A 25,549-nucleotide genomic window follows, 5' to 3' on the forward strand; every position below is an offset into this window, starting at 1 on the left:
CCGCCCCGCAGCGAAGGCGAGGCATGATCCGCTTCATCCATTCGAGCGACCTTCATCTGGGCAAGCGCTTCGGCCAGTTCTCCGGCGACCTGCCGGGCCGGCTGCGCGAGGCGCGGCACGCCGTCATCGGACGGCTCGCGGCAAAGGCGCGGGAGCACGGCGCGGGCGCCGTGCTTCTGGCCGGCGACACGTTCGACACCGAGACGCCCTCCCCGCAGGTGCGCCGTCAGGCTCTGGCCGAGATGGCGAGCCACGCCGCGATCCGCTGGGTGATCCTGCCCGGCAACCACGATTCGCTGCAGGCCGCGCCGCTCTGGCAGACGCTGGCGCGCGAAAAGCCGCAGAACGTCACGCTGGCGGTGGAGGCCGCGCCGATCGAGATCGCGCCCGGCGCCGTCCTCCTGCCCGCGCCCTGCACCACGCGCCGGCCGGGGCGCGACCTCACCGCCTGGATGGACGGCGCGCCGACGCCGGAGGGCGCGATCCGCGTCGGCCTCGCCCACGGCGCGGTCCAGAGCTTCTCGGAAGACGCGAACGCGGACAGCATCCTGGCGCCGGACCGGGCGCGGCGCGCCGGGCTCGACTATCTGGCGCTCGGCGACTGGCACGGGCCCGTCGCGATCGACCCGCGCACACGCTACAGCGGCTCGCCGGAACCCGACCGCTTCAAGCACGGGCGGCCGGGCGAGGCGCTTCTGGTCGAGATCGGCGGCGCGGGCGCGCCGCCGGCGGTGACGCCCTTCGTTACCGCCGGCTTCTCCTGGCGCACGCTCGATCTGCATCTTCTGCCGGGCGACGATCCCGCCGCGGCTCTGGGCGCAAGGCTTCCCTCCCCGTCCGAGCGCCGGCAGAGCCTCGTCCGCATCGCGGCGAGCGGCACGGCGAGCCTCGCCGCGCGAACCGCCCTCGCCTCGGCGGCGGAGGACGCGGAGCCCGACTTCGCCCATCTGGAGCTCGACCTCGAGGGCTTGACCACCGAGCACGAGGTCGAGGATCTCGACCGGATCGACCGCGCCGGCTCGCTGCGCGACGCGGCCGAGGCCCTTCTGGCCGAGGCCGAAAGCGCCGACCGGTCGGCGCAGGAGCGCGACATCGCCCGGGCGGCGCTGGCGCGCCTCTATTCCTATTCGCAGGGCCTGCAGCCATGAAGATCACCGCGCTGCGGCTCCACAACGTCAAGCGCTTCGCCGGCCGGGGCGTCGCCATCGAGAACATCGGCGACGGCGTCAACGTCCTGTGCGCGGCCAACGAGTTCGGCAAGTCGACGAGCTTCGAGGCGCTGCATGCTTTGTTCTTCCTGAACCATTCCAGCGTCGCGGCCGACGCCAAGGCGCTTCGTCCCTATGCGGGCGGAAGCCCGATGGTGGAGGCCGACATCGAGACGGAGGCCGGCCGCTTCCGCATCGCCAAGCAGTTCTTCGCCGGGCGGGCCGCGCGCGTCGCCGATCTGTCCACCGGGCGGCTTCTGGCGCAGGCCGACGAGGCCGAGAACTTCGTCGCCGAACTGGTCCGCGGCGGCACGGCCGGGCCGGCGGGCCTTCTTTGGGTCCGGCAAGGCATCACCGGCATCGAGGCGCGCAAGCCCGCCGAGGAGGAGCGCGAGAGCCGGGTCCGCGCGAGCCTTCTGGAATCGGTGCAAGGCGAGGTCGAGGCCGTCACCGGCGGGCGCCGCATGGCCGAGATCATGGCGCGCGTGCAGGGCGCGCTCGGCGAGCTCGTGACCGCGACGGGCCGTCCGAAGGTCGGCGCACGCTACGAGCAGGCGCTGCGCGAGCGCGACGCCTTGCGGGAAAGCGAGGCCAGGCTCAACGCTGACGTCACGGCGCTGCGCGGCCTCTTCGACCAGCGCGAGGCGGCGCAGCGCCGGCTGGCCGAACTGGAAGCCGAGGCCGATCGCGACGAGGAACGCCGGGAGATCGGCCGTGCCGAAGCCGCGGTCGAGGCCGCGAAGGCGAAGGTGGACCGCCTGCGCGCCGCGCAGGCCGAGCACAGGCTGGCACGCGAGCGCCGGGACGCGGCGACCCGCGAGCTCGCCACCTTCCGCGACGCGCTCCAGGCCTCCACCGCTCTGGCCTCGGCCGTCGCCGAAGCGGAGGCGCGCCGGGCCGAAGCGGCCGAGCGCCGCCATGCGGCGAGCGAGACCATCGAGGCCGCCAACCGGCAGGCCGAGGCGGCGGAGACGCAGGAAGAGGAGGCGCGCGCGCTGCTCGCCCGGCTTCAGACGGCTCTGCGCGCCCGCGAGGCGGCCGAGCGCCGGACCGGGCTGACGGAGCGGCTGGCGGCGGCCGAGGCCGCGCAGCGCATGATCGAGGAGCACGAGGCGCGGCTCGCCCATCTCAAGCTCTCGCCCAAGGCCGTCGACGCGCTGCAAGCGATCGAGATGGAGATCGCGAGGCTCGGCGCTCTCGCGGAAGCCGCGCGCCCGTCCGTCATCATCGCCTACGAGCCGGGCGCGACGGTCCGCGTCGCCATGGACGGGACGCCGCTGGACGAGGGCGAGGCTCGGGGCTTCGACGCCCGGACCGATCTGACCGTGCCGGGCGTCGGCGTACTGACGCTGCGCGCGGACCGGCCCGCCGACACCGACGCCGACCTCGCCAAGGCCGAGGAGCGTCGCCGCGCCGCGCTCGCCGCGCTGAATGTTTCGAGCCTGAAGGCCGCGCGCGAGCGGCAGGTCGAGGCCGAACGGATCGAGGCCGCGATCTCGGAAGGCCGGGGCCGCCTTTCGGCGCTGGCCCCGGAGGGGCTTGCGAAGCTCCGCGAAGCGGTGGCGGCGAACGTCCCGCAGGCGGATGAAGAGCTGGAGCTGAAGGCCGATCCGGACGCGGCCGAGACCAGCCTGCGCGAAGCGCAGACGCGCCGCCAGGAGGCGCGGGAAGCGTCCCGCTCCGCCGCGCCGCTGCGCCAGCGCGCCGACGAGGCTGTCGCGCAGGCCCGCGCCGATCTCGCCCGGCTGGAAGGCGAGATCGCGCGCGTCGAGGCGATCCTCGGCCCGCAGGACGGCCGGAGCGCCCGCGAAGCCGATCTGGCGCGGGTCTCTCGCGAGGCGCAGGAGCGCGCGGACGAGACGGCGACGGAGGTCGAGCGCCTGACGGCGGACGGGGTCGACCTCGCCGCCCTGGAAGCGCAGCTTCAGCGCCTGCGCTCGGTCGCCTCCGCCTCGGCCAAGGCGATTCAGACGCTGCGCGACCAGCTCGTCGGCATCAATGCCGAGATCAACGCGCGGTCGGACGAGGCCGTGGAGGAGAACTGGCGCGAGACGAGAGACGCGCTCGGCGCGGCCGAGGCGCGCGTCTCGTCCTTCGAGCGCGAGGTCGCGCTGCTCCAGCGTCTCGCCACCGCCCTGGATACCGCCCGCTCCAAGGCGCGCGAGCTCTATCTTCGGCCCGTCATGAGCGAGCTGAGACCGCTCCTCGGCCTTCTCTTCGACGACGCCACGATCGCCTTCGACGAGAAGACGCTCCTGCCCCGCACCATCCACCGCGCCGGCGTGGAGGAGGAGGTCGAGCGCCTCAGCGGCGGCATGCGCGAACAGCTCTCCGTCCTCACACGCCTCGCCTTCGCCCGGCTTCTGGCGCGGGACGGGCGGCCCGCGCCGGTCATCCTCGACGACGCGCTGGTCTATTCCGACGACGACCGGATCGAGAAGATGTTCGACGCCCTGCACCGCCAGTCGAGCGACCAGCAGATCATCGTCTTCTCCTGCCGCCAGCGCGCCTTCCAGCGGCTCGGCGGCAACGTCCTGTCGATGACCGACTGGGTGCCGGGATGAGGGATCCCGACATTGAACGGCATCCGTCCGCACCGGACGGGCTGATGGTCTTCGACGGGCACTGCAATTTCTGCTCCGCGAACGTCGCGGCGATCCTCAAGCTCGATCGCGACCGGCGCATTCTGTTCACGCCCCTGCAATCGCCCTACGGCCAATCTCTGGCGCAACGGCACGGCGTCTCGCTGGACGATCCCTCGACCTTCCTCTTCTTCGAGCACGGAAGGGCGCTGGAGAAGAGCGATGCCGCGATCGCCGTCGCCCGGCGCCTGCCCCGGCCGTGGCGCTGGGCGCGCCTGTTGCGCCTCGTGCCGCGCCGGCTTCGCGACGGCCTCTACGCGACGATCGCGCGGCATCGCTACCGCATCGCCGGTCGGCGCGAGACCTGCATGGCGCCGTCGCCCGAGCAGCGCAGGCGTTTTCTCACGGAGGTCCCGTGCGACGACGCGATGCCCCGCGGCCCGTCGTGAAACATCCCGTCACGCCGGACGGGCGCTACTTCGTCGTGCGCGGGCGGCTCTGGCGCATGTCGAACCCGGCGCTGCCGGAGGCGGAACGGCAGCGCCTCGTCGATGCGCTGATGGACGCGCGACGGGCCGTGCGCGACGCGAAGTCGGCCGGAAAGGACGAGGCCATGTCCGCAGCACGGGCGGCGGTCGACGAGGCCAAGCGCGCGCTCGGCGAGCGCGGACCGGTCTGGTGGAGCGACGGCGCCCCGGATCTCAACCGCCACATGGCGCGCAACGGCCCCTATGCCGACTGGTTCGCCGCGCTACCCGAGGACGACCGCCGCTGACGGGTCCACCATGTGGAACGGAGAGGAAGATTCTGGTGCCCTTCCGTCGATTGGCACTTGCCGATGAGGCGGCGGCGGGCTTTGCTGACGTCGTCTGAGCGGTCCATCCGATGGACCGCGTAGGGCGGGCGGCCTGGAGGGGCCGCTCTCGAGAGAAGAGGGAGGGGCGCTCGGGAGGCGCCCGTTCCCTGGACTGACACCGGTCGCGGGTCACGGCTTCGGAGGAGGCCGTCCGCACATCGCCGGTCGGCGCAAGGAGCGCCGGCAGGCGATGGAGAACCGGAGGGGAGGATGACATGGCGCTCGCGTCCGAAGGCGTTTCGACGCTCGATGCACCCGATCTCGACGCCGGCCCGCGCCGCGGCTCGGTTCTCATGCGGCCCGTGGAGGCGGTGTCCGCCGTCCTGCTCACGCTCATCGTCGCCCTGCTCTTCACCGGCGTCGTCTCTCGCTACGTCTTCCACCGCCCCATCATCTGGATCGACGAGGTCGCCTCGATCTCCTTCCTGTGGCTCGCCATGCTCGGCTCGGCCATCGCCATCGACCGCGCCGAACATCTGCGGCTGACGATCTTCCTGACGCTGATGCCCGAGAGCTGGCGGCCCCGCGCCGAAACGCTCGCGCTCGTGCTGATGGCGACCTTCCTCGGAGCGCTGGTCTGGCCGGCGATCGACTACGCCATCGAGGAATCCTGGATCACCTCGGCGGCGCTCAACATTCCCCTGTCCTGGCGCGTCTCGGCGATCCCCTTCGGGATCGCGCTCATGCTCGTCCTCGTCCTCGCGCAGATCTGGCGGAAGGGAACGCCGCTCCAGGCGCTCGGCGCCATCGCCTTCGTCGCCGCCGTCGCGGCCGCCCTCTGGTTCGCCGGGCCGAACCTTCGTTCGCTCGGCAATCTCAACATCCTCGTCTTCCTTGTCGGCTTCGTCGCCTTCTTCCTCGTCCTCGGCGTGCCGATCGCCTTCTGCTTCGGCCTCGGCACGCTGGCCTTCCTGACCTTCACGACCAACGTGCCGGTCTTCGTCGTCATCGGCCGCATGGACGAGGGCATGTCCGCCCTGATCCTGATCTCGGTGCCGATCTTCGTGCTGCTCGGCTGCATCCTCGACGCCACCGGCATGGGCAAGGCGATCGTGGAGTTCCTCGCCTCGCTGCTCGGCCACGTGAAGGCGGGAATGAGCTACGTGCTCCTCGGCTCGCTCTTCCTCGTCTCGGGCATTTCGGGGTCCAAGGTCTCCGACATGGCGACGGTCGCCCCGGCGCTCTTCCCGGAGATGAAGCGGCGCGGGCACAAGCCCAAGGAGATGATCGCGCTTCTGTCGACGGGCGCCGCCATGGCCGACACCGTCCCGCCCTCGATCGTCCTCATCGTCCTCGGCTCGGCGGCGGGCGTCTCCATCGCAGGGCTCTTCACCTCCGGCTTCATCATCGCGATGGTGCTGCTCGTCGTGCTGGCGCTGCTGGCGCGCTGGAAGGCGCGCCACGAGGTCATGGACGGCATCCGCCGCTCGCCCATGAAGGCGATCGGCAAGGCGGCGATCGTGGCGGCCCCCGCGCTCGTCCTGCCCTTCCTGATCCGCTCGGCGGTCGGCGGCGGCGTCGCCACCGCGACCGAGGTCTCCACTCTCGCCGTCCTCTACGCCATGATCATCGGCATGGTGCTCTACGGCGGCATCCGCCCGGCGAAGATCTACTCGATGCTGGTCGAGACGGCCGCCTTGTCGGGCGCCATCCTCATCATTCTCGGCACTGCCACCGCCATGGCCTGGGCGCTGACGCAGACGGGCTTCGCCAACCAGCTGGTCGGCATGGTCTCGGACCTGCCGGGCGGCTGGATGACCTTCATGCTGGTCTCGATCGCCATCTTCCTGGTGCTCGGCTGCATCCTGGAGGGTCTGCCGGCCATCGTCCTGATGGCGCCGATCATGTTCCCGGTCGCCCGCTCGCTCGGCATCAACGACATCCACTATTCGATGGTGGTCGTGACCGCGATGAACATCGGGCTGATGGCGCCGCCCATCGGCGTCGGCTTCTACATCGCCTGCAAGATCGGCAACGTCTCGCCGGACGAGGCGATGGGCGCGATCTGGCCCTATATCGGCGCCCTGTTCGCGGGGCTCCTGATCATCGCGGCCTTCCCCTTCTTCTCAACCTTCGCGCTCTGACCGCCGGGAGACGGGCGGCGCGCGGAACATGCAACGACAAGCCAGAACCATCCGGGAGGACAAACGGACATGAAGATCACCCGCAGGCAGTTCGTCGTCGGCGCCGCTGCGACCGGCATCGCCACCACCTTCTCCATCCGCACGCGCCCCGCGCATGCGGCCGAGTTCACCTACAAATTCGCCAACAACCAGGCGCTGACGCACCCGATGAACGTGCGCGCGCAGGAGGCCGCGGCGAAGATGCGCGAGGAATCGGACGGCCGGTTCGAGCTGCAGATCTTCCCCTCCTCCCAGCTCGGCGCCGACACCGACATGCTGAGCCAGGTGCGCTCGGGGGGCGTGGAGTTCTTCTCGCTCTCGCCGCTGATCCTCTCGACGCTGGTTCCGAACGCCGCCATCAGCGGCATCGGCTTCGCCTTCCCGAACTACGACGCGGTCTGGCCCGCGATGGACGGCGCGCTCGGCTCTTACGCGCGCGCGCAGATCGCCGAGCGCGGCCTCGTCACCATGGACAAGATCTGGGACAACGGCTTCCGCCAGATCACCTCCTCGACCAAGCCCATCGTGACGCCCGCCGACCTCGAGGGCTTCAAGATCCGCGTGCCGGTCTCGCCGCTCTGGACCTCGATGTTCTCGGCCTTCGGCTCGGCCCCGACCTCGATCAACTTCGCCGAGACCTACGCCGCGCTCCAGACCGGCGTCGTCGACGGACAGGAGAACCCGCTGGCGATCCTGACCACCCACAAGGTCTACGAGGTGCAGGACTACTGCTCGCTCACCAACCACATGTGGGACGGCTTCTGGATCCTCGGCAACCGCCGCGCCTGGGAGGGCCTGCCGGAGGATTTGCAGGAGATCGTCGCGAACAATTTCAACGCCGCCGCCGATCTGGAGCGCGCCGACGTGATGCAGCTCAACGCCAATCTGCGCGGCGAGCTGGAGGGCTTCGGCATGGAGTTCAACGAGCCCGACGGTGCCCTCTTCCAGGACAAGCTGGAGGAAGCCGGCTTCTACGCAGAGTGGAAGGGCCGCTTCGGCGACGAGGCCTGGGGCATCCTCGAGGAGGCGGTCGGCCGGGATCTCGGCTGAACCGTTCGAACCGCATGGGCGCGATGATGCCGATCGGAACGCAGGAGCGCGGAACGGGGCAAGCCCCGACCGCGAACCTGTCCGCCGTTCCCGGCGCGCAGGCGGTCGACAGGGCGCTGGCGCTCCTGTCGCTCGTCGGGCGCGAGGCCGAGCGGGGCATCTCTCTCGGCGAGATCGTGGAGGCGAGCGGGCTGAACAAGCCCACGGCCCGCCGCCTTCTCGTCGCGCTCATGCGCTCGCGCCTCGTGGAGCAGGCCGAGCCAAGCCGCCGCTACTTCCTGTCCGACGAGATATACGTCCTCGGCCTCCTCGCCGGCCGCCGTCACTCGCTTCTCGACATCGCGATGGAGAGCCTGCGGAGCCTGAGCGCGGCGACCGGCGACACCAGCTTCCTCTCCATGCGCCGCGACGCCTACGCCGTCTGCCTGCACCGCGAGGAAGGCGCCTATCCCGTGCGCACCCACGCGCTGCAGACCCGCGACCAGCATCCGCTCGGCGTCGGCGCGGGCTCGCTGGCGATCCTCGCCGCCCTGCCCGAGCCCGAGGCGGCCGACATCCTGGCCCGAAACGCGGCGATCCTGACCGAGCGCTACCCGGCCTATGCCGGCGAGACGCTGCCGCGCGCCATGGCCGACACGCGCGAGCGCGGCTACGCGCTCAATCCGGGCCTCGTCGTCTCCTCCTCCTGGGGGGTCGGGCTGCCAGTCCTGTTCCCGGATGGGCGCGTCGCCGGCGCGCTCTCCGTCGCCGCCATCGACTCGCGGATGCATCCCGAGCGCCAGGTCGAGATCGTCGGCCTCATGCGCGGCGAGGCCCGCCGCATCGAAGCCAAGCTCGCCAGGCTGTTCTCCCGCGACAAGGGATCGAAGCCGGTCCGCAAACCCCTATCGAAAGCCGTGCAGAAGGAGACACACCATGTCTGAAGCGCAGATCGTCGGCTGGGCGCATTCGAAGTTCGGCAAGTCCGAGGCGCAGGGCACGCGCGAGCTGATGGCCGAGGTCGCCCTGCCCGCCCTGGAGCATGCCGGCCTGCAGCCCGAGGACGTCGATGCCATGTTCGTCGGCGTCTACAACAACGGCTTCACCTCGCAGGACTTCCAGGGCGCGCTCGTCGGCATGGGCGCCGACGCCCTGTCCAGGACGCCCGCCATGCGCACCGAGAACGCCTGCGCCACCGGCTCGGCGGCGCTCTACTCGGCGCTCGACTACGTCAATTCGGGGCGCGGGCGCGTCGCCCTCGTCGTCGGCGCCGAGAAGATGACCGGCGTCCCGACCGCGCGGGCCGGCGACATCCTTCTCTCCGCCTCCTACCGGGAGGAGGAAGCCGACATCGACGGCGGCTTCGCCGGCCTCTTCGGCCGCATCGCACAGGGCTACTTCCAGCGCTACGGCGACCGCTCCGAGGAGCTCGCCATGATCGCGGCGAAGAACCATCACAACGGGCTGTCGAACCCCTTTGCCCACATGCGAAAGGATTTCTCGGTCGAGTTCTGCAACACGGTCTCCGACAAGAACCCCTATGTCGCCGCGCCGCTGCGCCGCACCGACTGCTCGCTGATCTCCGACGGCGCCGCCGCCCTCGTCGTCGCCAGCGCAGAGGTCGCGGCCGAGCTGAAGCGCGCCGTCGCCTTCCGCGCCCGCGCGCACCAGAACGACGTGCTGGCGCTCTCGAAGCGCGACCCGACCGAGTTCGACGGCGCGCGCCGGGCCTGGGCGCAGGCGCTGGAGGCCTCCGGCCTTTCGCTCGACGATCTCGACTTCGTCGAGACGCACGACTGCTTCACCATCGCCGAGATGATCGAATACGAGGCGATGGGCCTCGCCGAGCGCGGCGAGGGCTGGAAGGTCGCGCGCGAGGGCACCACGCTGAAGGGCGGGCGCCTGCCGGTGAACCCCTCCGGCGGCTTGAAATCCAAGGGCCATCCGGTCGGCGCGACCGGCGTCTCCATGCATGTGATGGCCGCCATGCAGCTTTGCGGCGAGGCGGGGGAGATGCAGATCGAGGGCGCGAACCGCGCGGGCGTCTTCAACATGGGGGGCGCGGCGGTCGCCAACTACGTCTCCATCCTGGAACGCGTGAAGTAGGACGGACCAGCTCATGCAGGCCACCCAGCCGCGCGGCGGGCTCTCGCCCGTGTCCCGCCGCGTCATGAACCTCTCGCGCTTCGTCACCCAGGCCGCGCGCCGGGAGCCCGACGCCCCCGCCTTCGTCTGGGGCGAGCGCCAATGGAGCTGGGCCGAGCTCGACGCCCGCATCGACGCCATGGCAAGCGCGCTGCGCGAACGCTTCGGCGTGCAGAAGGGCGACCGGATCCTCGTCCAGTCCCAGAACTGCAACCAGATGTTCGAGGCGATGTTCGCCTGCTTCCGCGTCGGCGCGGTCTATGTGCCGACGAACTTCCGCCAGACGCCGGAGGAGGTCGCGACGGCCGGCGCGACGGCCGGCGCCAGCGGCCTCATCTGCAATGCCGCCTTCCCGGACCACGCGGCGGCCGTCGCCGACGCCCTCCCCGGTCTCGCCTTCACCATCGCGATCGGGCAGGCGCCCTTCGGCCCGTCCTACGACGCGCTGGTGGACGAGTTCGGCGGCCGCGTCGCCGCGCCCGAACCGGTGGAGCACGACGACCCGGCCTGGTTCTTCTTCACCTCCGGCACGACGGGCCGGCCGAAGGCCTCGGTCCTCACCCACGGCCAGATGGCCTTCGTGGTGAACAACCATCTCTGCGATCTGATGCCGGGCACCACCTCGGACGGCGCCTCGCTCGTCGTCGCCCCGCTGTCCCACGGCGCGGGCGTCAACCAGCTCTGCCAGACCGCGCGCGGGGTGAAGACGATTTTGCTCCCCACCGAGCGCTTCGACATCGAGGCCGCCTTCGATCTGATCGAGCGCTGGCGCGTGACGAACATCTTCACCGTGCCGACCATCCTGAAGATGCTGGTGGAGCATCCGGCCGCCAGGACGCGCGACCACTCCTCGCTGCGCCACGTCATCTATGCCGGCGCGCCGATGTATCGCGAGGACCAGAAGCGCGCGCTCCAGGTGCTCGGCCCGGTCATCGTCCAGTATTTCGGCCTCGGCGAGGTGACCGGCGCCATCACCGTCCTTCCTCCTGCGCTTCACTCGCCGGAGGACGACGAGGCCGCGCGCATCGGCACCTGCGGCTTCGAGCGCACCGGCATGGAGGTGCAGATCCAGGGCGATGACGGACGCGAGCTGGCGCCCTTCGAGACCGGGGAAATCTGCGTCGTCGGGCCGGCGGTCTTCGCGGGCTACTACGACAACCCGGAGGCCAACGCGAAGGCCTTCCGTAACGGCTGGTTCCGCACCGGCGACCTCGGCCACATGGACGACCAGGGCTTCGTCTACATCACCGGCCGCGCTTCCGACATGTACATATCGGGCGGCTCCAACGTCTATCCGCGCGAGATCGAGGAGAAGATCCTGACGCACGGCGCGGTGAGCGAGGTCGCCGTCCTGGGCGTGCCAGACCCGGTCTGGGGCGAGGTCGGCGTCGCGGTCTGCGTGATGCGGGACGGGACGACGGCGAGCGAGTCCGACATTCTCGCCTTTCTCGACGGCAAGATGAGCCGCTACAAGATGCCGAAGCGCGTCCTCTTCTGGGACGCTCTCCCGAAGTCGGCCTATGGCAAGATCACGAAAAAGATGGTCCGCGAGGAGCTCGAGCGGCGCGGCGCGCTGACGGGTGCGCCCGACCTCAAGCGGGCCGGCTGATGCTGCGCGAGCTGCGTCATCCCGGCCCTGCCGAGGCCGAACGCATGGTCGCGGCGCCGGTCCGGCTGGCCCCGGTCGAGGGCACGCTTCGCCCCGGCCGCGACGTTCTGTCGGAGGTCGCGCGCATCTTCGGCGAGGCCGGGGCGCCGGGCGGCGTGCTGACGCTCTCCGGCGGCCGATGCCGGCCCTTTCGCTACGTGATCCCCGCACCGAGCACGGACGGCCTCCACGCCGCATGGTACAGCGGAACCTTCGAGGCGGCGGACGGCGCGGACATCGTCGAAGCCGTCGCCATCGTCGGGCGCGAAGCATCGGCCCCTTTCCTCCACTGCCACGGACGCTGGCGAGCGGGAGACGGCTTGCCGGAGGCCGGCCACATGCTGGCGCCCGAAAGCCCGGTGGAGACGCCGATTCCCGTGCGCGGCCTTGCGGCCTTCGGCGCCGTCTTCGAGCGCCGGCCCGACGCGGAGACCGCCTTCTCCCTGTTCACGCCCTCGCCGGGCGAGGCGCCCGATCGCCCGAACGGGCTCCTTCTGAGGGTCCGGCCCGGCGAGGACGTTTCGGGGGCGATCGAGGCGGCCTGCCATGATGCCGGGATCGCGGAGGCGCGCATCCACGGTATCGGCAGCGTCGATGGCGTGCGCTTTTCAGACGGGAAGTGCGTCGATTGCGCCGCGACGGAGATCTTCGTCTCCGGCGGCAGGCTGACGAAAGGCCGGGCGCATCTGCCGGTCGTCGTCGTCGACATCGAGGGCGAGGTCGCGGAGGGCGTCCTCGAAGCCGGCGACAATCCGGTCGGCGTCACCTTCGAGATCGTCGTGGAAGCTCTGGGAGGACAGGAATGACGAAGGGTCTCGTGATCGTCACCGGTGCGGCGTCCGGCATCGGGCTCGCGACGGTGGAGCGGCTCGCAGCACACGGTTGGCCGGTCGCCGCGCTCGACCGCGACGCAAGCGGGCTCGAAGCCCTGCGCGCGCGGCTGCCGCAAGCCGAACTTTCGGTCCATCCCATCGACCTGACCAGCGAGGCCGCCATCGCGGAGTTCGTCGGCTCGCTGGAGGGTCGTCCGGTCGCCGGCCTCGTCAACAGCGCGGGCGTCGGCTCCAACACCGAAATCCGCGAGACGACGACGGAGATGTTTCGCCGGATTTACGAGATCAATGTCGTCGCGGGCTTCGCCCTCGTCCAGTCGCTCCTGCCGCAGCTGGAGGCCGGGCGGGGCTCGGTCGTCAACATCGCCTCGGTTTCCGGCATCCTCGGCAATCTCGGCCGCTCGGCCTATGGCGCGTCCAAGGGCGCGATCGTCACGCTGACGAAGATCATGGCGGTGGAGCTCGCCGCCTCCGGCATCCGCGTCAACGCTGTCGCGCCGGGCCCGATCGAGACGGCGATGGCGCGGCAGATGCATGACGCGGCCGCGCGCCAGCGCTGGGTGTCGCGCGTCCCCCTCGCCCGCTATGGCGAGCCGGACGAGATCGCGGGTGCCGTCCTGTTCCTCATCGACCCGACCGCGTCCTCCTATGTGACGGGGCAGATCCTGGCGGTGGACGGCGGCTTCACCACGGCCGGGCTGATGCCCTGAGAACCCGGATCGATCACCACTCGATCCGCGATCCGTCATAGGCGAAGAAGCCGCCGCTGTCCGAAGGCTGCAGCCCGTCGAGCACGGTCAGGAGCCGGCTTGCGCTGTCCTGCGGTGCGAGCCGGTCGCGCCCCGCGGAAAAGGCGTCCGAGAAACGCGTCGCGACGGTTCCCGGATGAAGCGCCGCGATGACCGCGTCCGGGCGCGTGCGGGCGACCTCGATCGCCGCCGTTCGCACGATCTGGTTCAGCGCGGCCTTGGACGCGCGGTAGGAGACCCAGCCGCCCAGCCGGTTGTCCCCGATCGAGCCGACGCGCGCCGACAGAAGCCCGACGATGCAGCGTCGGCCGCGTGGCAGCAGCGGCACGACATGCTTGAGCACCAGCGCCGGGCCGATGGCGTTCACCGCGAACTGCGCCGCCATAGCCGCCGGATCGATGGCGCGGATGGTCTTTTCGGGCTGCCCTTGCCCGGAAGACAGCGCCCCGGTGGCAATCAGGACGAGGTCGAACGGCCCGCCGTCCTTCATTTCCAGCGCCGCCGCCTCGATGCTCGCCTCGTCGAGGAGGTCGAAGCCGGTGGCGCGCGACAGGCCCGTCGCCCCGCCGCAGTTCGGATCGTCCGCGAGCCGGTCGCAGAAGGCGCGTCCGAGCCCGCCGGTCGCCCCGACGACGAGGGCGCGATAAGGCGAAGCGAGGGACGTCATGCGGTCCGGCACTGGCCTCTCCTCGCGCGCGCTTCGAGGTGCGGGAGGATAGAGCGCCGGGCGGCCGAGTGAACGCCGCCCGACACCGGCCTTCAGCGATCGAGGATCTTCCGCATCCGCACGAGCGAGCCGGCCTGCAGCTCGCTCGCCTCGCCATAGGCGCTGGCGACCTCGCTCAGCATGTCGAGGAGGTCCGCTCGCTCCCGCGCATCGAGTTTGGAGCGAAGGAGCGGCCCGAGCTCCTCCGCGAAGATCGAGAAGAAGGCGCGTTCGCGCGTGTAGCCGAAGGCGCGCCGGAACATGGCCTCGGTGTCCTCCACCTGCATCCTGTCGCGCATGTTGGCGTGGATCGTGCTCCGCTCGGCCGCGGTGATCGGCGATCCGGTTCGCACGAGCTGGATCATCAGGATCGTCGCCGCCAGACGCGGATCGCGAATGCGCGACAGCGGCGAGCCGATCAGACGCTCGATGCCGTTCCGGGCGCGATGCTGGAGCATCTTGGTGTCGCGGTCGAGTTCGCGAACCTCCCGGACCGCGTAGCGCGCTCGAATGAGAAAGTAGAGAATGGCGGCGAGAGCCGCGCCGAAGGCGATCAGCAGGTGCATGGTGCAGACGAACCTCGTCCTGAACCCTTGATGCCCCTGCTATGGCGAAAGACGAGCCGCCCCTCAAGCCTTCGTGATCGCTTGCGCGGCGCCCTCAGACCGCCGCGCCGCCTTGGCCTCCCGCTGGCATCGTTCGGAGCAGTACAGGACGTCGTCCCAGGTCTTCGCCCAGGCCTTGCGCCAGACCATCGGCCGTCCGCAATGCCGGCAGATCTTGGAGGGAAGGTCGGCCTTCCGACGCATGGACGCGCTCTTCCTCTTGCGACACGCCGTCTTGCAGGCGTTCCAGCCGAACGGATGAGGCCCGCGGGCGTTCCGAGCGCCTCTGCGTCGGCCGGGAGCCGGACCGGCGCTTTTTGGACGTTCGGCGCCTGCGTCCCGAGCGGCAGGGCGACGCCCTACGGCAACGGCGCGAAGATCGAAATCGATTTTCGAAAAGCCTGACGCGCAGGTTCAAAGACTGAGCGGCGTTTGTGCGGCCAATCGGACGCACGCCGCTCTAATGGCGGTAGGACGGCGACAGTCCGGCCTGGACATTCTCCAGGATGCTCTTGAGCTTCGCCGTTCCGAGATCGACCATCGCAATGGCGATTTCGATCTCCTTCCAGCCCGCCTCGACGGCGGCGCGCTCGATTTCGACGATCGCAGCCTCGATCGCCTCCTCGCATTCGGAGGGGCGATCGGGGTCTTCTGCGGTGTGGACGGGAGATGAGACGATCATGGCCCGTGCGCTACGCTATCGCGGAGAAGTTGCATAGAGTGCGCAGGAGTGGACGCAGTATCTCCGAACAGCGAACGTAAGTTCGAATTATGTGACAGTCAGTTAGCCGAACGATCTCCGCGCCGGCTCGAGTCCACTCAACCAGATGCTGCAATGAACGGCCGGACGATCGGGCCTACACGACTTCGCCCGCGAGCCGGCGAAGCCGATGCCGATCGACGATGACCACGGCGCCGCGCCGGCTCCTGATCGCGTTCTGGCCTTCGATCAGATGGAGCATGGTCGTGACGCTGGTTCGCTGCACGCCGAGGACCCGAGCCAGAAAGTCATGGGTCACCGGGATCGTTCGTCCGTCCAGGCGTTCGGCGCACAGAAGCAGCCAGCGCGCCACGCGCGTCGCCAGAAGGTGGCGCGCGTTGAACGCCGCCGTCAGGGCGATCTGCCCCATCAGGCCGTAGAGGGCGTCGTGGATGGCATCGTAGAGATCGGGGCAGCGTTCGACGGCGTGGCGGAAGCGGTCCGCCGGGATGCGGTAGGCGGCCGCGCCGCCCACCTGGACCGTCGACAGAGCGTCCGGAAAGCGCCCCTTGCGAAGAGCGGAGTAGCTCGAAATGCCTTCCCGCCCGATCATGCCGGCGTCGATGTTCCGGCCGCTCATTTCCACGGACAGCGAAATGATGCCGCCCTCCGGGAAATAGACATAGTCCGGGATCCGCGACGGTTCGCTGAGAACCTGCCCCCGTTCCAGGGAGACGAGTTCGAGCTCGTCCCTGAACGTTCGGAGGCTTCCGTCGCTGGTCGATGAGAGGACGACGTTTCGATACTCTGCCCGACCGTCGCTCGTTGGCGTTCTTTGCATGATCTTCGGCCTGTCGGAAAACGACCGCGACTCGGGAAGGGCACAGCCGGTGCCGAGCGTCCCATTGGACCCGTCCGGCTCACCGGGAGCGGGAACGGTGAGGGCTACGGCCGCTGTCCGGAACGACGCGCGGGCGCTGCTTGCAGGGCTTCCAGCTGCTCCAGCCGCGCCAGCGTCCGCTCGTCGAAATCGGCGCGGATCGCCAGAACGTCCCGTCCGCCGACGGAGTGCGTGATACCGAGCGGATAGGCTCGAAAATGGCATGCGACGAAGCGAAGCAGCTGGATCGGCTCCATCTCCACCACCATCGAGCGAACGCCGCTGGAAAGGCCCCATTCGACGAAGGACTTCACCAGGCGGAGCGCGGTGGGCCCGAGCGATTTGCCGTCCCCGCGGTGGGAGGCCGCCACGGCGAAGCGCGTCCACTCGAAGATGTCCGGGCCGGACGGCGGGCGGCCGTCACAGAGCTTGGGGTAGACATGCGACAGGAGGAAGGGTTGCGTGGTGGGGAGAAGCCGCTGGTAGCCGACGACGCGGCCGTCCTCCTCGATCACCATTTCCACGATCGCGTCCGTATCGAACTGATCGCTCTCCAGACCCGTCGGCGATGCCAGTTCGCTCCACCCCATCTCCTCGACGAAGACCTCGTGGCGCAAACGGCGCGCGGCGCGAATGAGGTCCTCGTGGGCTTGGCGGTTCCGTTGATCGACGACGGTTAGCATGGGTTCCTCGCTCAGTGGTTGCTGAACGAGGATTTGCAACTTAACGGAAAGGTGCGGCAGTTCGGATATCCGAACCCTACGGCATCGGCCTGAAAGTCGGAATCAGTCTTCGGAAAGCCTGATGCGCAGATCCAAAGAGATGGAGCGGCCTTTCTGCGTCCGATCGGACGCACGGCGCTCTAAGACACAAGGCCCAGGCGAAACGCCGCGACGACCGTCTGCACGCGTGTCGAAACGCCGAGCTTGGTCCGGATGGAGTGCATGTAGCGTTCGACCAGCCGGCGGCTGATCCCGAGGATGACGCTGATCTCCCAGTCGGACTTGCCGTCGATGAGCCAGAGCAGGCACTCCCGCTCGCGATTGGTCAGACGCGGGACCGCGGGGGACGGGGGCTGGGCCAGGCTGATCGCGCGGCTGGCGCCGGCGGAGGCGATGAAGAGGAGAGCCGTCCGCGCCTGGGGGGAATCGTCGATCCGTTCGCCGGAGAAGCTCACGCCCAGACGCAGCCCGTCGAGGGTGATCTGCGGGATCGTGGTTCCTTCCTGAAGACCGAAGCTCTTCGCCTCGTCCATGATCAGGCCGGCCCGCGCCGTGGCGCGCACGTCGCCCCACCACAGCGGCTCGTTCTCGCCGCGCGCGTGCGCGATCGTCGGGTCGTCCTCGACATACTGGCGCGCGAAGTACCGCCGCGCCCATTCCTCCGGCCAGGCTCCCGCCAGAACATGCCCGGCCTGCTCGGCCGGCGGGATCGGCTGCGACGGCACGATGCCGATCAGGTGCCGCGAGACCCCGAACGCGGCCGTCGCGACATGAAGCACGTCGTCCAGCTCGTCGCGCCGTCGACAGGTCTCGATCGCGCGCATGAGCGCCTGAGTGTTGCTGAGCACGTTCCAGAGCGACCGCGCGTTCGCCATCGGCCTTCATCGCCTCCCGTGAGAGGCGAAGGATGTGCAGAGAACCCGCACAAATGGTAGCCGGCCTTCGACGTTCCACACGTCCTGTCCGTGGCCGCGTCGCGCAGGACAGGCGGCGAACCGGCCCATGGGCGGCCCGGCGAAGACGAACCGGCAGACCCCGGAAGGCCCGACAGCATCGGCCCGAGGATCGAATTCGATTTTCTAAAAAGCCTGATGCGTCGATTCAGAGAGTTGGAGCGACCTTTGTGCGTTCGTTCGGACGCACGGGGCTCTAATGAGGCCCCCAGGACCCACGCGAGCCTTTGGTTTCGGCCGCCTCGATCAGGGCCTGGAGGCGCATCCGGCTCAGGTCGAGCATGGCGAGGGCCACCTCGATCGGCCGCCATCCGACCTCGACCGCGGCCTTCTCGACAGATGCGAACGAAGCCTCGATCGCACTCATGCAGTCGAGGACACGATCCTCATCTTCCGAAAGGGGCGGGGATACAGTGGACATGCGGCTCGACTACGACGGAAGAGCGCAGCGTCCCAGTTACATCTCTGTAAGCAGCGGACGACGTCTTTGCCGGCCGCCCGTCCAGCGCTTGTCCATGCGCGTGGTCCGATGGCGGAGTTCGCTTTCGCGATTCCCGCCAGCAACCCGAGCGCCAAAGATGTGTGGGGGGATGGTACGGTTGGGCGGGTTCGAACCGCCGACCTTCGGAGCCACAATCCGACGCTCTAACCAGCTGAGCTACAACCGCACGCCTCGCCGGCGGGCTGGCCCGCCGCGACTGGAAGGGGAGATACGGCTTTTGGCGCCGTGACGCAAGCCGCTAACGCCGAACGCGAGCAGTGGCGGACTTATCCGCAAAGAGCCGCCCGCTTTGCCAAGCCGCACCGTCGCCGTGTCCGTTCCGCCTTTCCCTGACGCTCGAAGGCCGGCCGCCCCGCGGCACCCGGCCTCCTCGCTTGAGGAGCGCCCGACGCACGCGCCGGGGCGACGGGCCGATCAGCCCTGCTTCATCCGCTCGGCGGCCTCGCGGCCCGGACGCAGGAGTTCCTGGCCGATCTCCTGCGAGATCGCCTGCATCTCGCGCGCCTGATCGGCGGCCGCCTCCATCTGGCGACGGACGAAACCGGTCTGCAGCTCGATCAGCTCGGAGACCGACTTGGCGGAGGCCAGCTTCTCCAGATGCTCGAAGCCCATCTCGGCGTTGGAGCGCATGGCCTCCAGCGCCTTGCGGGAGAGCGTCAGCGAGCCGTTGTGGGCGTTCTCGACCGTGCTCTCCATGGTGCGGGTCGCCTCTTCGGCGGCCGTCTTCAGGCGCCGATAGGCCTCCTGCGACTGCTCGCGCGAGCGCTCCGTCATCGTCCGCAGCGTCTCCTGCATCTTCTGCGGATCGACCCCCATGGCCGACTGCGCGCGGCCGATGGCATCCGGGTCCATCGCCTGCCGGAACGCGTCCTGGGTGCGCTCCATCGTCTCCTTCGCGGCGTCCTGCATCTGGTTGGCTGCATTCTGCAAGTCGTCGGCGGCATTCTGCTTCGGACCGGCCATCCTTCTGATCTCCCTTGTTGAAGCCTTCGAACAACGGCACATCGCCGATTTGTTTCCCGGCAAACCGTCTCCTGCCGGTGGAAATTAACCTATCGGCGCCTTTGCGTCGCCTCCAAGCTTCCGTATTCTGGATTTGTTCACTGGGGCATATTAAGACTTCGTCAACGATCACCCCGGAATCTCGCGCCGAGTCTCATCACGTGCCCTCTTCGAACGCAGACATCATGGCGCTTGCGGAGGTCCGGATCGCCAACGAATCCGGGCGCGCGGTCGTGGTGCTCGCTCCAGATCTGACCGACATCCTCTTCGCCAACACCTTCGCCCGCCGGCTCTTCGCCGCGCCGGGAACGGATGACGGCGACCTGTCCCTCTCCCTGCGCCAGCTGCGCGTCGTCGCGCCCGTCCTGCAGGAGGACGGCGAGGCCATGCTGCGCATGAAGTCGACGGCGGAGGGTCTGGAGGTCTGGGTCACCGCCCATGTCCTGACGTCGCACGACGCGCAAGGCTCGCCGATCGCCATCCTCACCGCCCCCGTGCCGGGCGCCCGTCGCGAGCGCCGCGCCGAGCTCGCCGAGCGCCTCCTGCGCGAAGCGGGGTCGCGGGATGCGGCGATCTTCGACGCGGCCGCCCCCGTGCTCGCCCACCCGTCCTTCGAGCCGGGATCGGCGGAGGCGAAGGCCGCCGCATCGATCGCCGCCCGACTGATCGAGAGCGACGAGGGCCGGGCCGAGGAGGGGCGGTACGGGCTCTGGCGTGTCGCCTCCGACCTCGTGCTCGTCGAGATGGGCGAGGAGCCCGCTCCGGCGGCAACGCCGGAGCCGCCCGCCGCCGAAGGCAACGACATCGCGGCCTTGATCGAGCGGCTGCGCGGACGCGGAGCGGCGCAGCTCTCCGCCGCCGCGCGGCAGAGTGCGGAGGAGCCCTCCCCGCCGCAGGCGCCCGCCGAGCAGGATGCGGCGGCGAAACCGGCCGCGGCCTTCGATTCCAGATTCGCCGGCGAGCCGGTGCGCTTCGTCTGGCAGACCGACGGCGAAGGCCGCTTCAAGCAGCTGTCGCCCGAATTCGCGGAGATCGTCGGCCCCGCGGCGGCCGATGTCTGCGGGCTCGCCTTCGCGGACGTCGCCGAAGCCTTCGGCTTCGACGAGGAGGGCGAGATCGGCGCGCTGATGGAGCGGCGCGACACCTTCGCCGGGCGCACCGTGTTCTGGCCGGTCGAGGGCACGGACCGCAAGGTGTCCGTCGATCTCGCCGCCTTGCCGACCTACGGGCGGGAACGGGTCTTCGAGGGCTTCCGGGGCTTCGGGATCGTGCGCCCGGCCGAGCATGTCGAGGATCCTCTGGCGATCGGCCTGGCCCTCGGCCGGGAGAAGGAGGCCGTCAGGGATCAGCGCTCGGCGGCTGCCGCTCCGGCCGCCGCACCGGAGGCGGGCGCCTCCTTCGGCCAGCGCTCGGCCCGCCCGGAGCCGCGCCCCGAGCCGGCCGGCAGCGGCGTCGTCGTCTCCCTGCGCGAGCGCCGGCGCGACGGTCATCTCTCGGACGCCGAAGCCGATGCCTTCAAGGCGATCGGGGTGGAGCTCGCGCCGCGCGATCGCGCGACGCAGGCGCCGGAAGGTGCATCGCCGCCGCTCGACGCGGGACTGGAGGCGTTTCTCGCCGCCCTCCCCGCAGCCCTTCTGGTCGAGACCAAGGGGCGGCTCGTCCTGGCCAGCCACGCCTTTCTGGAGATGACCGGCTACGGCGGCCTCGAGGACCTGATCGAGGCCGGCGGTCTGGAGGCTCTGTTCGACGATACGGCGCGACCCGGCGAGGGCGAAGAGACGGTTCGGCTGCGGCGGGCCGACGGCACGCTTCTGGACGCGCGCGTCCAGATCCGGCGCGTCGCCCTGGCCGGGCGGTCGTCCATCGCTTTTTCCTTCGCGCAGGCTTCACCGCCCGTCCGCGACGCGATGTCCGGCGACGCGGGAGAGATCGCGCGGCTCACGGGCGAGGTGGAGGAGCTGCGCTCGGTCCTCGACACCGCCACCGACGGCATCGTCCTGACCGATCCGAACGGCCTCGTGCGCTCCATGAACGGGTCGGCGCAGTCTCTGCTGGGCGTCGATGCGGACGGCTATGCGGGCCGTCGCTTCACCGACTTTTTGGCGCCCGCCAGCCGGGCCGTCGCCACCGGCTATCTGGAGTCGCTGCGCGACGAGGGTCTCGCCGCCATCCTGAACGACGGCCGCGAAGTCACGGCGGAAGTGGCCGATCGCGGCACGATCCCGCTCTTCATCACCATCGGGCGCCTGTCGGGCGAGCGCGGCTGGTGCGTCCTCCTGCGCGACATCGCGAACTGGAAGGCGGCGGAGGCGGAGCTGGTCGCCGCCCGCAAGCAGGCGGAGGACGCGAGCCTGACCAAGAGCCGGTTCCTGGCCAATATCAGCCACGAGCTGCGCACGCCGCTGAACGCCATCATCGGTTTCGCCGACGTGATGACCGCCGAGACCTACGGTCCGGTCGGCCACGAGCGCTACATGGAGTATCTGCGCGACATCAAGCGCTCCGGCCACCACGTGCTCGACCTCGTCAACGACCTCCTCGACATCTCCAAGATCGAGGCGGGCAAGGTGGAGCTGTCCTTCGAAGCGGTGTCGCTGAACGAGATCGTCGGCGAGATCGTCTCGCTCATGCAGCCGCAGGCCAATCGCGAGCGGGTGCTCGTCCGCTCCACGCTGGCGCAGGCCGTGCCGCCGGTCGTGGCGGACCGCCGCACGCTGCGCCAGATCGCCCTGAACCTCATCTCCAACGCCATCCGCTTCACGCCGGCGGGCGGCCAGATCGTAGCCTCGACGGGCTATGACGAGGACGGGAGCGTGACGCTGCGCTTCCGCGACAGCGGCATCGGCATGACCGAGACCGAGATCGAGATCGCGCTGACCCCGTTCCAGCAGGTGAACTCGGCGGCCAAGGAGCGGGGCGACGGCACCGGCCTCGGACTGCCGCTGACCAAGGCGCTGGTGGAGGCGAACAAGGCTCAGTTCCACATCGATTCCATCCCCGGCGAGGGAACGATGATCGAGATCACTTTCCCGGCCCAGAGGGTTCTGGCGCACTGAGCGACGGGCCGCGCGGACGCCTCGGCCCCACGTCTCCCTGCCGCGCTTTGCGATTTGCGTCGGCGATGCTGTAAGAAGGATCGAGGGTCGCGCAGGCTCGCGCCTTGAAGGCGCCATGGCGCGCCGCCATACCCCGCGCGCTCCCGGACCTTCGCATCCGCGGCCGTCACGGCGGGACGCCCAGCAGCATCGACTCCGATCGCCGGATGGACGAGGATCAGCACCTTTGAAACGCGCCGAGGACGCTCCCGCCGAGACCCGCTCACCGCGCCGGCCGCGCGGACGGCGGCGGATCGCGACGGCGGTGGTCGCTTTGGCGGTTGCGGGCGGGCTCTGGCTCGCGGGCGCCTCCACGCTGACGCTCGGCGCCCATACGGCGCGCGCGCAGATCGAGGCGCGGATCAGCGAGCTGACCGGCCAGCCCGTTCTCGTCGACGGCCGCACCGAGTTCCGGTTCCTTCCGCGCCCGCGCCTTTCGCTGTTCGACGTGCGCGTCGGCGGCGCGGAGCCCGGCCAGACGCTGTCGATCGATCAGCTGCACGCGGAGCTCGACCTGTCCGACGCCCTGTTCGGGCAGGCCGACATCGCCAAGCTGATCCTGGTTCGCCCGGAGCTGTCCTCCCCCGATCACGGCGCGGCGGCGCCGGCTCGCCCGGCGGGCTCGTCCGCCCCGGACGACAGTCCCTCGGCGGACGAGGGCCGGGCCTATGACGAGGCGATCCTCTACGGACGGTCGATCCTCGACCGCTTCGACGGGGTCCGCAATCTGGTGCTGCGCGAGGGCGCGGTGCGCGGTCGGGGCGCGGCGGCCGACCTCACCAGCGTCAATCTGACGATGAGCTGGCCGTCGCGGCAGGCACCGGCGGAAATGTCCGGCTCCTTCGTCTGGAACGGCCAGCCGGCGCAGATCGAGACCCGCCTCGGCAAGCCCGAACAGTTCCTCGCCGGAAGCGTGAGCCCTTTGCGCTTCCAGCTCAATTCGCCGGCGCTCGACATCGGGTTCGACGGCGAGGGCGCGGCCGGGGACGGCCTGTCCTTCGATGGGTCGCTGCGCGTTTCCACGCCCTCGCTCGCCCGCGCCAGCCGCTGGATGGGCGGCGCCCGGTCGGGCGTTCCCGATTTCGGGCAGATGTCGCTGGAGACGCGCGTCGTGCACCGGCCGGGCGCCAAGACCGCGCTCGACCCGGTCCGCGTCTCGCTCGGGGAGGAGACCGGCCATGGCGCGATCGAGGCTGCCTTCGGCGAGGACGGTCGGCCGCGCTTTTCCGGCACGCTCGCCTTCCCCGAGCTCGATCTCGACCGGTTCGCGGCGGGCATCGCCCCCCTGCCCCGGCAGGCGCTCGACTATCAGCGCCCGATGACGGTGTCCTTCATCGAGGATTTCGACCTCGATCTCCGGGTCTCGGCGGACGATGCGGGCCTGGGAACCATGCCTCTGCGGCGTCTGGCCGCCTCCGTGATGGTGTCGGGGGCGCGCGCCACGCTCGACATCGGCGATTCGGAGCTGTTCGGCGGCCGCGCGCAGGGGCGCTTCTTCCTCGATCTGGCCGGCCCGCGCCCGATGGCGGGCGGGCGCGTCGATCTGACGGGCGTCCAGGCGAGCGAGCTCGCAGGTGTCGTCGGGCTGGACGCGATCGGCCTCACCGGCCGGGCCGATCTGAACGCGCAATTCGAGGTGCCGGCGACGAACTGGGCCGAGGTGCTGCGCGACAATTCGTCCACCGCACGGCTGCGGCTTTCGCAGGGGAGCCTTTCGGGCCTGGCCGCCGACCTGTTCGATGCGCCGGGCGAGCGGCCGCTGACCATCTCGCCGACCGGGCCGGCGGTGCCGTTCCGGTCCCTGGAGGCGAGCTTCGGCACACGAGGCCCCTACGCCACACTCGACGCCTTTCGGATGAGTTCGCAGGCCGGCAGCTTCGAGGCCGGCGGCTTCCTGTCCTTCCTCGACGACCGCGTCTTCGTCGAGGGGCTCTTCAGGCCCGCCGAAGGATCGGAGAGCGGAAACGATCTCTTCACCACATCGCAACCGGTTCCGTTCAGGATGCAGGGAGAATGGCCGACGCCGACCCTCGCGGTGGCGACCCGGCCCGATAGCCAGCCGATCTAGGGCGCCGCCACGCGGCTCCCGGAAGGAGCCGCGCCGTGAACCAGCGCTCGAACATCCTCCCGCTCGCGGGCCTCGCCGCCCTCCTCCTCTGCACCGCCGCTCCCGCTTTCGCGCAGCAGGCGCCCGGCGCGCGGGCCCAAAGCTGCGCTGCGGACTATCATGCGCGCCTCTCCGAGATCGCGTCGCGCGAGCTCGTCGCCTATCGCGAGGCGGGAACGGCCATCGGCTCGGTGGATGCCGCCCTTCCCGGACGCCCCATCTTCGCCGCGCCCCGCCGGCCGGACCTCGACCCCGAATCGCGACGGGCCGTCGAGGCGGCCACGCGGCTCGCCCGGGCCCAGGGCCGTACGAGCTTCGCGCGCGACGCCAACACCCGGTGGATCGCCGAGCGCATCCGCGAGGATCTGACCGACTATCTGCGCCAGAAGCCGAGCCCGTTCCTGTGCGCCGGGCTTCAGCCCTATCTGGTTCGGCTGAAGGACTATGCGGCGCAAGGGGCGCCCTCGCCCGAGCGCCTGCGCGAGGACTTCGCCGCCCAGCGCACGCTCGCCTCCGCCAGCCTCGACGCGGCCTTCCGCGCCATGCGCACTCCGCCGCTGCCCCGCTTCGCGCCGGCGGATCGCCCGACCGGCCCGGCCGAGGGCCTGCGGCTGGCGCTCGACGCCAGCTTCCGGGAGGCGAAGGACGAACCCGCCCCGACGCGCTTCGCCGATCGCGGGGTGCGTTCGCAGATCTCGGCCAGCCGGACCGATCCCGATCTTCCGCCGCTCCTGCCGCAGGCCCAGCGCGCGCTGGACGGCGAGGCGGACACGATGCGCGCGCTGACCGCCCTGTTCGGCACGGCGGTGCGCGGCGGCTTCCTCGCCGAGGCCGCTCCCATGACGGGCGCCGAGCCGGCGGGCCGGCCGGTCCTGGCGCGGCTCGCGGCGATCTCGGCCCATCTGGACCGGCCGGAGGGGCGCATCGCGGACCCGATCGTGCGGCCCGCGATCGAACAGGCCCTCTTCGATCTGGAGATGCTGGACTATCTGCGCGTCGCGGACGGCGGCTCCGGAGACCCGCTCACCTCGGCCATGTACGGAACGATGGCCGCGATCGAGACGGCGCATGCCGAGAGCTGCGCCTGCGCGAACTGAGGGACGA

The 25,549-nt window shown here is 70.2% G+C and carries 23 protein-coding genes and 1 tRNA gene; 14 read left to right on the forward strand and 10 right to left on the reverse strand.

Annotated elements, in window-relative coordinates:
* The first annotated feature begins 23 nt into the window (after positions 1-23).
* The 11 genes from AC6R2M_RS14115 (at position 24) to AC6R2M_RS14165 (ending at position 13,134) form a co-directional block, all read left to right on the forward strand.
* Positions 24-1,148, forward strand: coding sequence for a metallophosphoesterase family protein (locus tag AC6R2M_RS14115; RefSeq protein ID WP_500483179.1), 1,125 nt, complete (start codon positions 24-26; stop codon positions 1,146-1,148).
* Positions 1,145-3,772 (forward strand): AAA family ATPase, encoded by a 2,628-nt coding sequence (locus AC6R2M_RS14120; protein WP_500483181.1) that lies wholly within the window; start codon positions 1,145-1,147, stop codon positions 3,770-3,772. Before AC6R2M_RS14115 ends, AC6R2M_RS14120 begins: the two co-directional genes overlap by 4 nt.
* Positions 3,769-4,239 carry a thiol-disulfide oxidoreductase DCC family protein gene (locus AC6R2M_RS14125; RefSeq protein WP_500483183.1) on the forward strand — a complete coding sequence of 157 codons (471 nt, stop codon included), beginning with the start codon at positions 3,769-3,771 and terminating at the stop codon, positions 4,237-4,239. The genes AC6R2M_RS14120 and AC6R2M_RS14125 overlap by 4 nt, the downstream gene beginning before the upstream one ends.
* Entirely contained in the window at positions 4,236-4,565 is a 330-nt protein-coding gene (locus AC6R2M_RS14130) for a hypothetical protein (protein WP_500483185.1), read from the forward strand. The genes AC6R2M_RS14125 and AC6R2M_RS14130 overlap by 4 nt, the downstream gene beginning before the upstream one ends.
* 296 nt (positions 4,566-4,861) lie before the next feature.
* Positions 4,862-6,730: a TRAP transporter large permease subunit gene (locus AC6R2M_RS14135; RefSeq protein ID WP_500483187.1), complete on the forward strand. Its 1,869-nt coding sequence runs from the start codon at positions 4,862-4,864 to the stop codon at positions 6,728-6,730.
* Positions 6,731-6,799: 69 nt separating this feature from the next.
* Positions 6,800-7,819, forward strand: a complete 1,020-nt coding sequence (locus AC6R2M_RS14140; protein WP_500483189.1) for a TRAP transporter substrate-binding protein — start codon at positions 6,800-6,802, stop codon at positions 7,817-7,819.
* Between the two features lie 23 nt (positions 7,820-7,842).
* Positions 7,843-8,742 carry an IclR family transcriptional regulator gene (locus AC6R2M_RS14145; RefSeq protein WP_500487606.1) on the forward strand — a complete coding sequence of 300 codons (900 nt, stop codon included), beginning with the start codon at positions 7,843-7,845 and terminating at the stop codon, positions 8,740-8,742.
* Positions 8,735-9,904 (forward strand): acetyl-CoA acetyltransferase, encoded by a 1,170-nt coding sequence (locus AC6R2M_RS14150; RefSeq protein ID WP_500483191.1) that lies wholly within the window; start codon positions 8,735-8,737, stop codon positions 9,902-9,904. Before AC6R2M_RS14145 ends, AC6R2M_RS14150 begins: the two co-directional genes overlap by 8 nt.
* Positions 9,905-9,917: 13 nt before the next feature.
* Complete coding sequence (locus AC6R2M_RS14155) at positions 9,918-11,552, forward strand: acyl-CoA synthetase (protein ID WP_500483193.1); 1,635 nt, start codon at positions 9,918-9,920, stop codon at positions 11,550-11,552.
* Entirely contained in the window at positions 11,552-12,397 is an 846-nt protein-coding gene (locus AC6R2M_RS14160) for a PCC domain-containing protein (RefSeq protein WP_500483195.1), read from the forward strand. The genes AC6R2M_RS14155 and AC6R2M_RS14160 overlap by 1 nt, the downstream gene beginning before the upstream one ends.
* Positions 12,394-13,134, forward strand: a complete 741-nt coding sequence (locus tag AC6R2M_RS14165; protein WP_500483197.1) for an SDR family NAD(P)-dependent oxidoreductase — start codon at positions 12,394-12,396, stop codon at positions 13,132-13,134. The genes AC6R2M_RS14160 and AC6R2M_RS14165 overlap by 4 nt, the downstream gene beginning before the upstream one ends.
* A gap of 13 nt (positions 13,135-13,147) precedes the next feature.
* Here AC6R2M_RS14165 and AC6R2M_RS14170 read toward each other — a convergent pair whose 3' ends face one another.
* The 10 genes from AC6R2M_RS14170 to AC6R2M_RS14215 form a co-directional block, all read right to left on the reverse strand.
* Complete coding sequence (locus AC6R2M_RS14170; RefSeq protein ID WP_500483199.1) at positions 13,148-13,840, reverse strand: SDR family NAD(P)-dependent oxidoreductase; 693 nt, start codon at positions 13,838-13,840, stop codon at positions 13,148-13,150.
* Between the two features lie 92 nt (positions 13,841-13,932).
* Positions 13,933-14,445 (reverse strand): TerB family tellurite resistance protein, encoded by a 513-nt coding sequence (locus tag AC6R2M_RS14175; RefSeq protein ID WP_500483201.1) that lies wholly within the window; start codon positions 14,443-14,445, stop codon positions 13,933-13,935.
* A 63-nt stretch (positions 14,446-14,508) separates the two neighbouring features.
* Complete coding sequence (locus AC6R2M_RS14180; protein WP_500483203.1) at positions 14,509-14,688, reverse strand: DUF2256 domain-containing protein; 180 nt, start codon at positions 14,686-14,688, stop codon at positions 14,509-14,511.
* A gap of 256 nt (positions 14,689-14,944) precedes the next feature.
* The gene (locus tag AC6R2M_RS14185; protein WP_500483204.1) at positions 14,945-15,166 is read right to left on the reverse strand and encodes a hypothetical protein; all 222 of its coding nucleotides are present in this window, start codon (positions 15,164-15,166) and stop codon (positions 14,945-14,947) included.
* 175 nt (positions 15,167-15,341) lie between these two features.
* Entirely contained in the window at positions 15,342-16,025 is a 684-nt protein-coding gene (locus tag AC6R2M_RS14190; protein WP_500483206.1) for a Crp/Fnr family transcriptional regulator, read from the reverse strand.
* Between the two features lie 104 nt (positions 16,026-16,129).
* Entirely contained in the window at positions 16,130-16,747 is a 618-nt protein-coding gene (locus AC6R2M_RS14195) for an acyl-homoserine-lactone synthase (RefSeq protein WP_500483208.1), read from the reverse strand.
* A 179-nt stretch (positions 16,748-16,926) separates the two neighbouring features.
* Positions 16,927-17,661 carry a helix-turn-helix transcriptional regulator gene (locus AC6R2M_RS14200; RefSeq protein ID WP_500483210.1) on the reverse strand — a complete coding sequence of 245 codons (735 nt, stop codon included), beginning with the start codon at positions 17,659-17,661 and terminating at the stop codon, positions 16,927-16,929.
* 274 nt (positions 17,662-17,935) lie between these two features.
* Positions 17,936-18,106 carry a hypothetical protein gene (locus tag AC6R2M_RS14205; protein WP_500483212.1) on the reverse strand — a complete coding sequence of 57 codons (171 nt, stop codon included), beginning with the start codon at positions 18,104-18,106 and terminating at the stop codon, positions 17,936-17,938.
* Positions 18,107-18,330: 224 nt separating this feature from the next.
* Positions 18,331-18,407 (reverse strand) — tRNA-His (locus tag AC6R2M_RS14210).
* Between the two features lie 248 nt (positions 18,408-18,655).
* Positions 18,656-19,204, reverse strand: coding sequence for a phasin family protein (locus AC6R2M_RS14215; protein ID WP_500483214.1), 549 nt, complete (start codon positions 19,202-19,204; stop codon positions 18,656-18,658).
* A 224-nt stretch (positions 19,205-19,428) separates the two neighbouring features.
* On the opposite strand from AC6R2M_RS14215, the gene AC6R2M_RS14220 reads away from it, so the two are divergent.
* The 3 genes from AC6R2M_RS14220 (at position 19,429) to AC6R2M_RS14230 (ending at position 25,542) form a co-directional block, all read left to right on the forward strand.
* Positions 19,429-22,299: an ATP-binding protein gene (locus AC6R2M_RS14220; protein ID WP_500483216.1), complete on the forward strand. Its 2,871-nt coding sequence runs from the start codon at positions 19,429-19,431 to the stop codon at positions 22,297-22,299.
* Between the two features lie 226 nt (positions 22,300-22,525).
* Entirely contained in the window at positions 22,526-24,406 is a 1,881-nt protein-coding gene (locus AC6R2M_RS14225) for an AsmA family protein (protein WP_500483218.1), read from the forward strand.
* Between the two features lie 35 nt (positions 24,407-24,441).
* On the forward strand, positions 24,442-25,542 hold the full coding sequence (locus AC6R2M_RS14230) for a hypothetical protein (RefSeq protein WP_500483220.1): 1,101 nt from the start codon (positions 24,442-24,444) through the stop codon (positions 25,540-25,542).
* Positions 25,543-25,549 lie beyond the last annotated feature (7 nt).

The sequence above is a fragment of the Aureimonas sp. CAS genome (genome assembly GCF_059838215.1).

What these genes read in the sequence shown, in the direction of transcription:
- AC6R2M_RS14115 (WP_500483179.1), top strand. Translation starts at nt 24, where the DNA reads ATGATCCGCTTCATCCATTCGAGCGACCTTCATCTGGGCAAGCGCTTC.
- AC6R2M_RS14120 (WP_500483181.1), top strand. Translation starts at nt 1,145, where the DNA reads ATGAAGATCACCGCGCTGCGGCTCCACAACGTCAAGCGCTTCGCCGGC.
- AC6R2M_RS14125 (WP_500483183.1), top strand. Translation starts at nt 3,769, where the DNA reads ATGAGGGATCCCGACATTGAACGGCATCCGTCCGCACCGGACGGGCTG.
- AC6R2M_RS14135 (WP_500483187.1), top strand. Translation starts at nt 4,862, where the DNA reads ATGGCGCTCGCGTCCGAAGGCGTTTCGACGCTCGATGCACCCGATCTC.
- AC6R2M_RS14140 (WP_500483189.1), top strand. Translation starts at nt 6,800, where the DNA reads ATGAAGATCACCCGCAGGCAGTTCGTCGTCGGCGCCGCTGCGACCGGC.
- AC6R2M_RS14145 (WP_500487606.1), top strand. Translation starts at nt 7,843, where the DNA reads ATGATGCCGATCGGAACGCAGGAGCGCGGAACGGGGCAAGCCCCGACC.
- AC6R2M_RS14150 (WP_500483191.1), top strand. Translation starts at nt 8,735, where the DNA reads ATGTCTGAAGCGCAGATCGTCGGCTGGGCGCATTCGAAGTTCGGCAAG.
- AC6R2M_RS14155 (WP_500483193.1), top strand. Translation starts at nt 9,918, where the DNA reads ATGCAGGCCACCCAGCCGCGCGGCGGGCTCTCGCCCGTGTCCCGCCGC.
- AC6R2M_RS14160 (WP_500483195.1), top strand. Translation starts at nt 11,552, where the DNA reads ATGCTGCGCGAGCTGCGTCATCCCGGCCCTGCCGAGGCCGAACGCATG.
- AC6R2M_RS14165 (WP_500483197.1), top strand. Translation starts at nt 12,394, where the DNA reads ATGACGAAGGGTCTCGTGATCGTCACCGGTGCGGCGTCCGGCATCGGG.
- AC6R2M_RS14170 (WP_500483199.1), bottom strand. Translation starts at nt 13,840, where the DNA reads ATGACGTCCCTCGCTTCGCCTTATCGCGCCCTCGTCGTCGGGGCGACC.
- AC6R2M_RS14175 (WP_500483201.1), bottom strand. Translation starts at nt 14,445, where the DNA reads ATGCACCTGCTGATCGCCTTCGGCGCGGCTCTCGCCGCCATTCTCTAC.
- AC6R2M_RS14180 (WP_500483203.1), bottom strand. Translation starts at nt 14,688, where the DNA reads ATGCGTCGGAAGGCCGACCTTCCCTCCAAGATCTGCCGGCATTGCGGA.
- AC6R2M_RS14185 (WP_500483204.1), bottom strand. Translation starts at nt 15,166, where the DNA reads ATGATCGTCTCATCTCCCGTCCACACCGCAGAAGACCCCGATCGCCCC.
- AC6R2M_RS14190 (WP_500483206.1), bottom strand. Translation starts at nt 16,025, where the DNA reads ATGCAAAGAACGCCAACGAGCGACGGTCGGGCAGAGTATCGAAACGTC.
- AC6R2M_RS14195 (WP_500483208.1), bottom strand. Translation starts at nt 16,747, where the DNA reads ATGCTAACCGTCGTCGATCAACGGAACCGCCAAGCCCACGAGGACCTC.
- AC6R2M_RS14200 (WP_500483210.1), bottom strand. Translation starts at nt 17,661, where the DNA reads ATGGCGAACGCGCGGTCGCTCTGGAACGTGCTCAGCAACACTCAGGCG.
- AC6R2M_RS14205 (WP_500483212.1), bottom strand. Translation starts at nt 18,106, where the DNA reads ATGAGTGCGATCGAGGCTTCGTTCGCATCTGTCGAGAAGGCCGCGGTC.
- AC6R2M_RS14215 (WP_500483214.1), bottom strand. Translation starts at nt 19,204, where the DNA reads ATGGCCGGTCCGAAGCAGAATGCCGCCGACGACTTGCAGAATGCAGCC.
- AC6R2M_RS14220 (WP_500483216.1), top strand. Translation starts at nt 19,429, where the DNA reads ATGGCGCTTGCGGAGGTCCGGATCGCCAACGAATCCGGGCGCGCGGTC.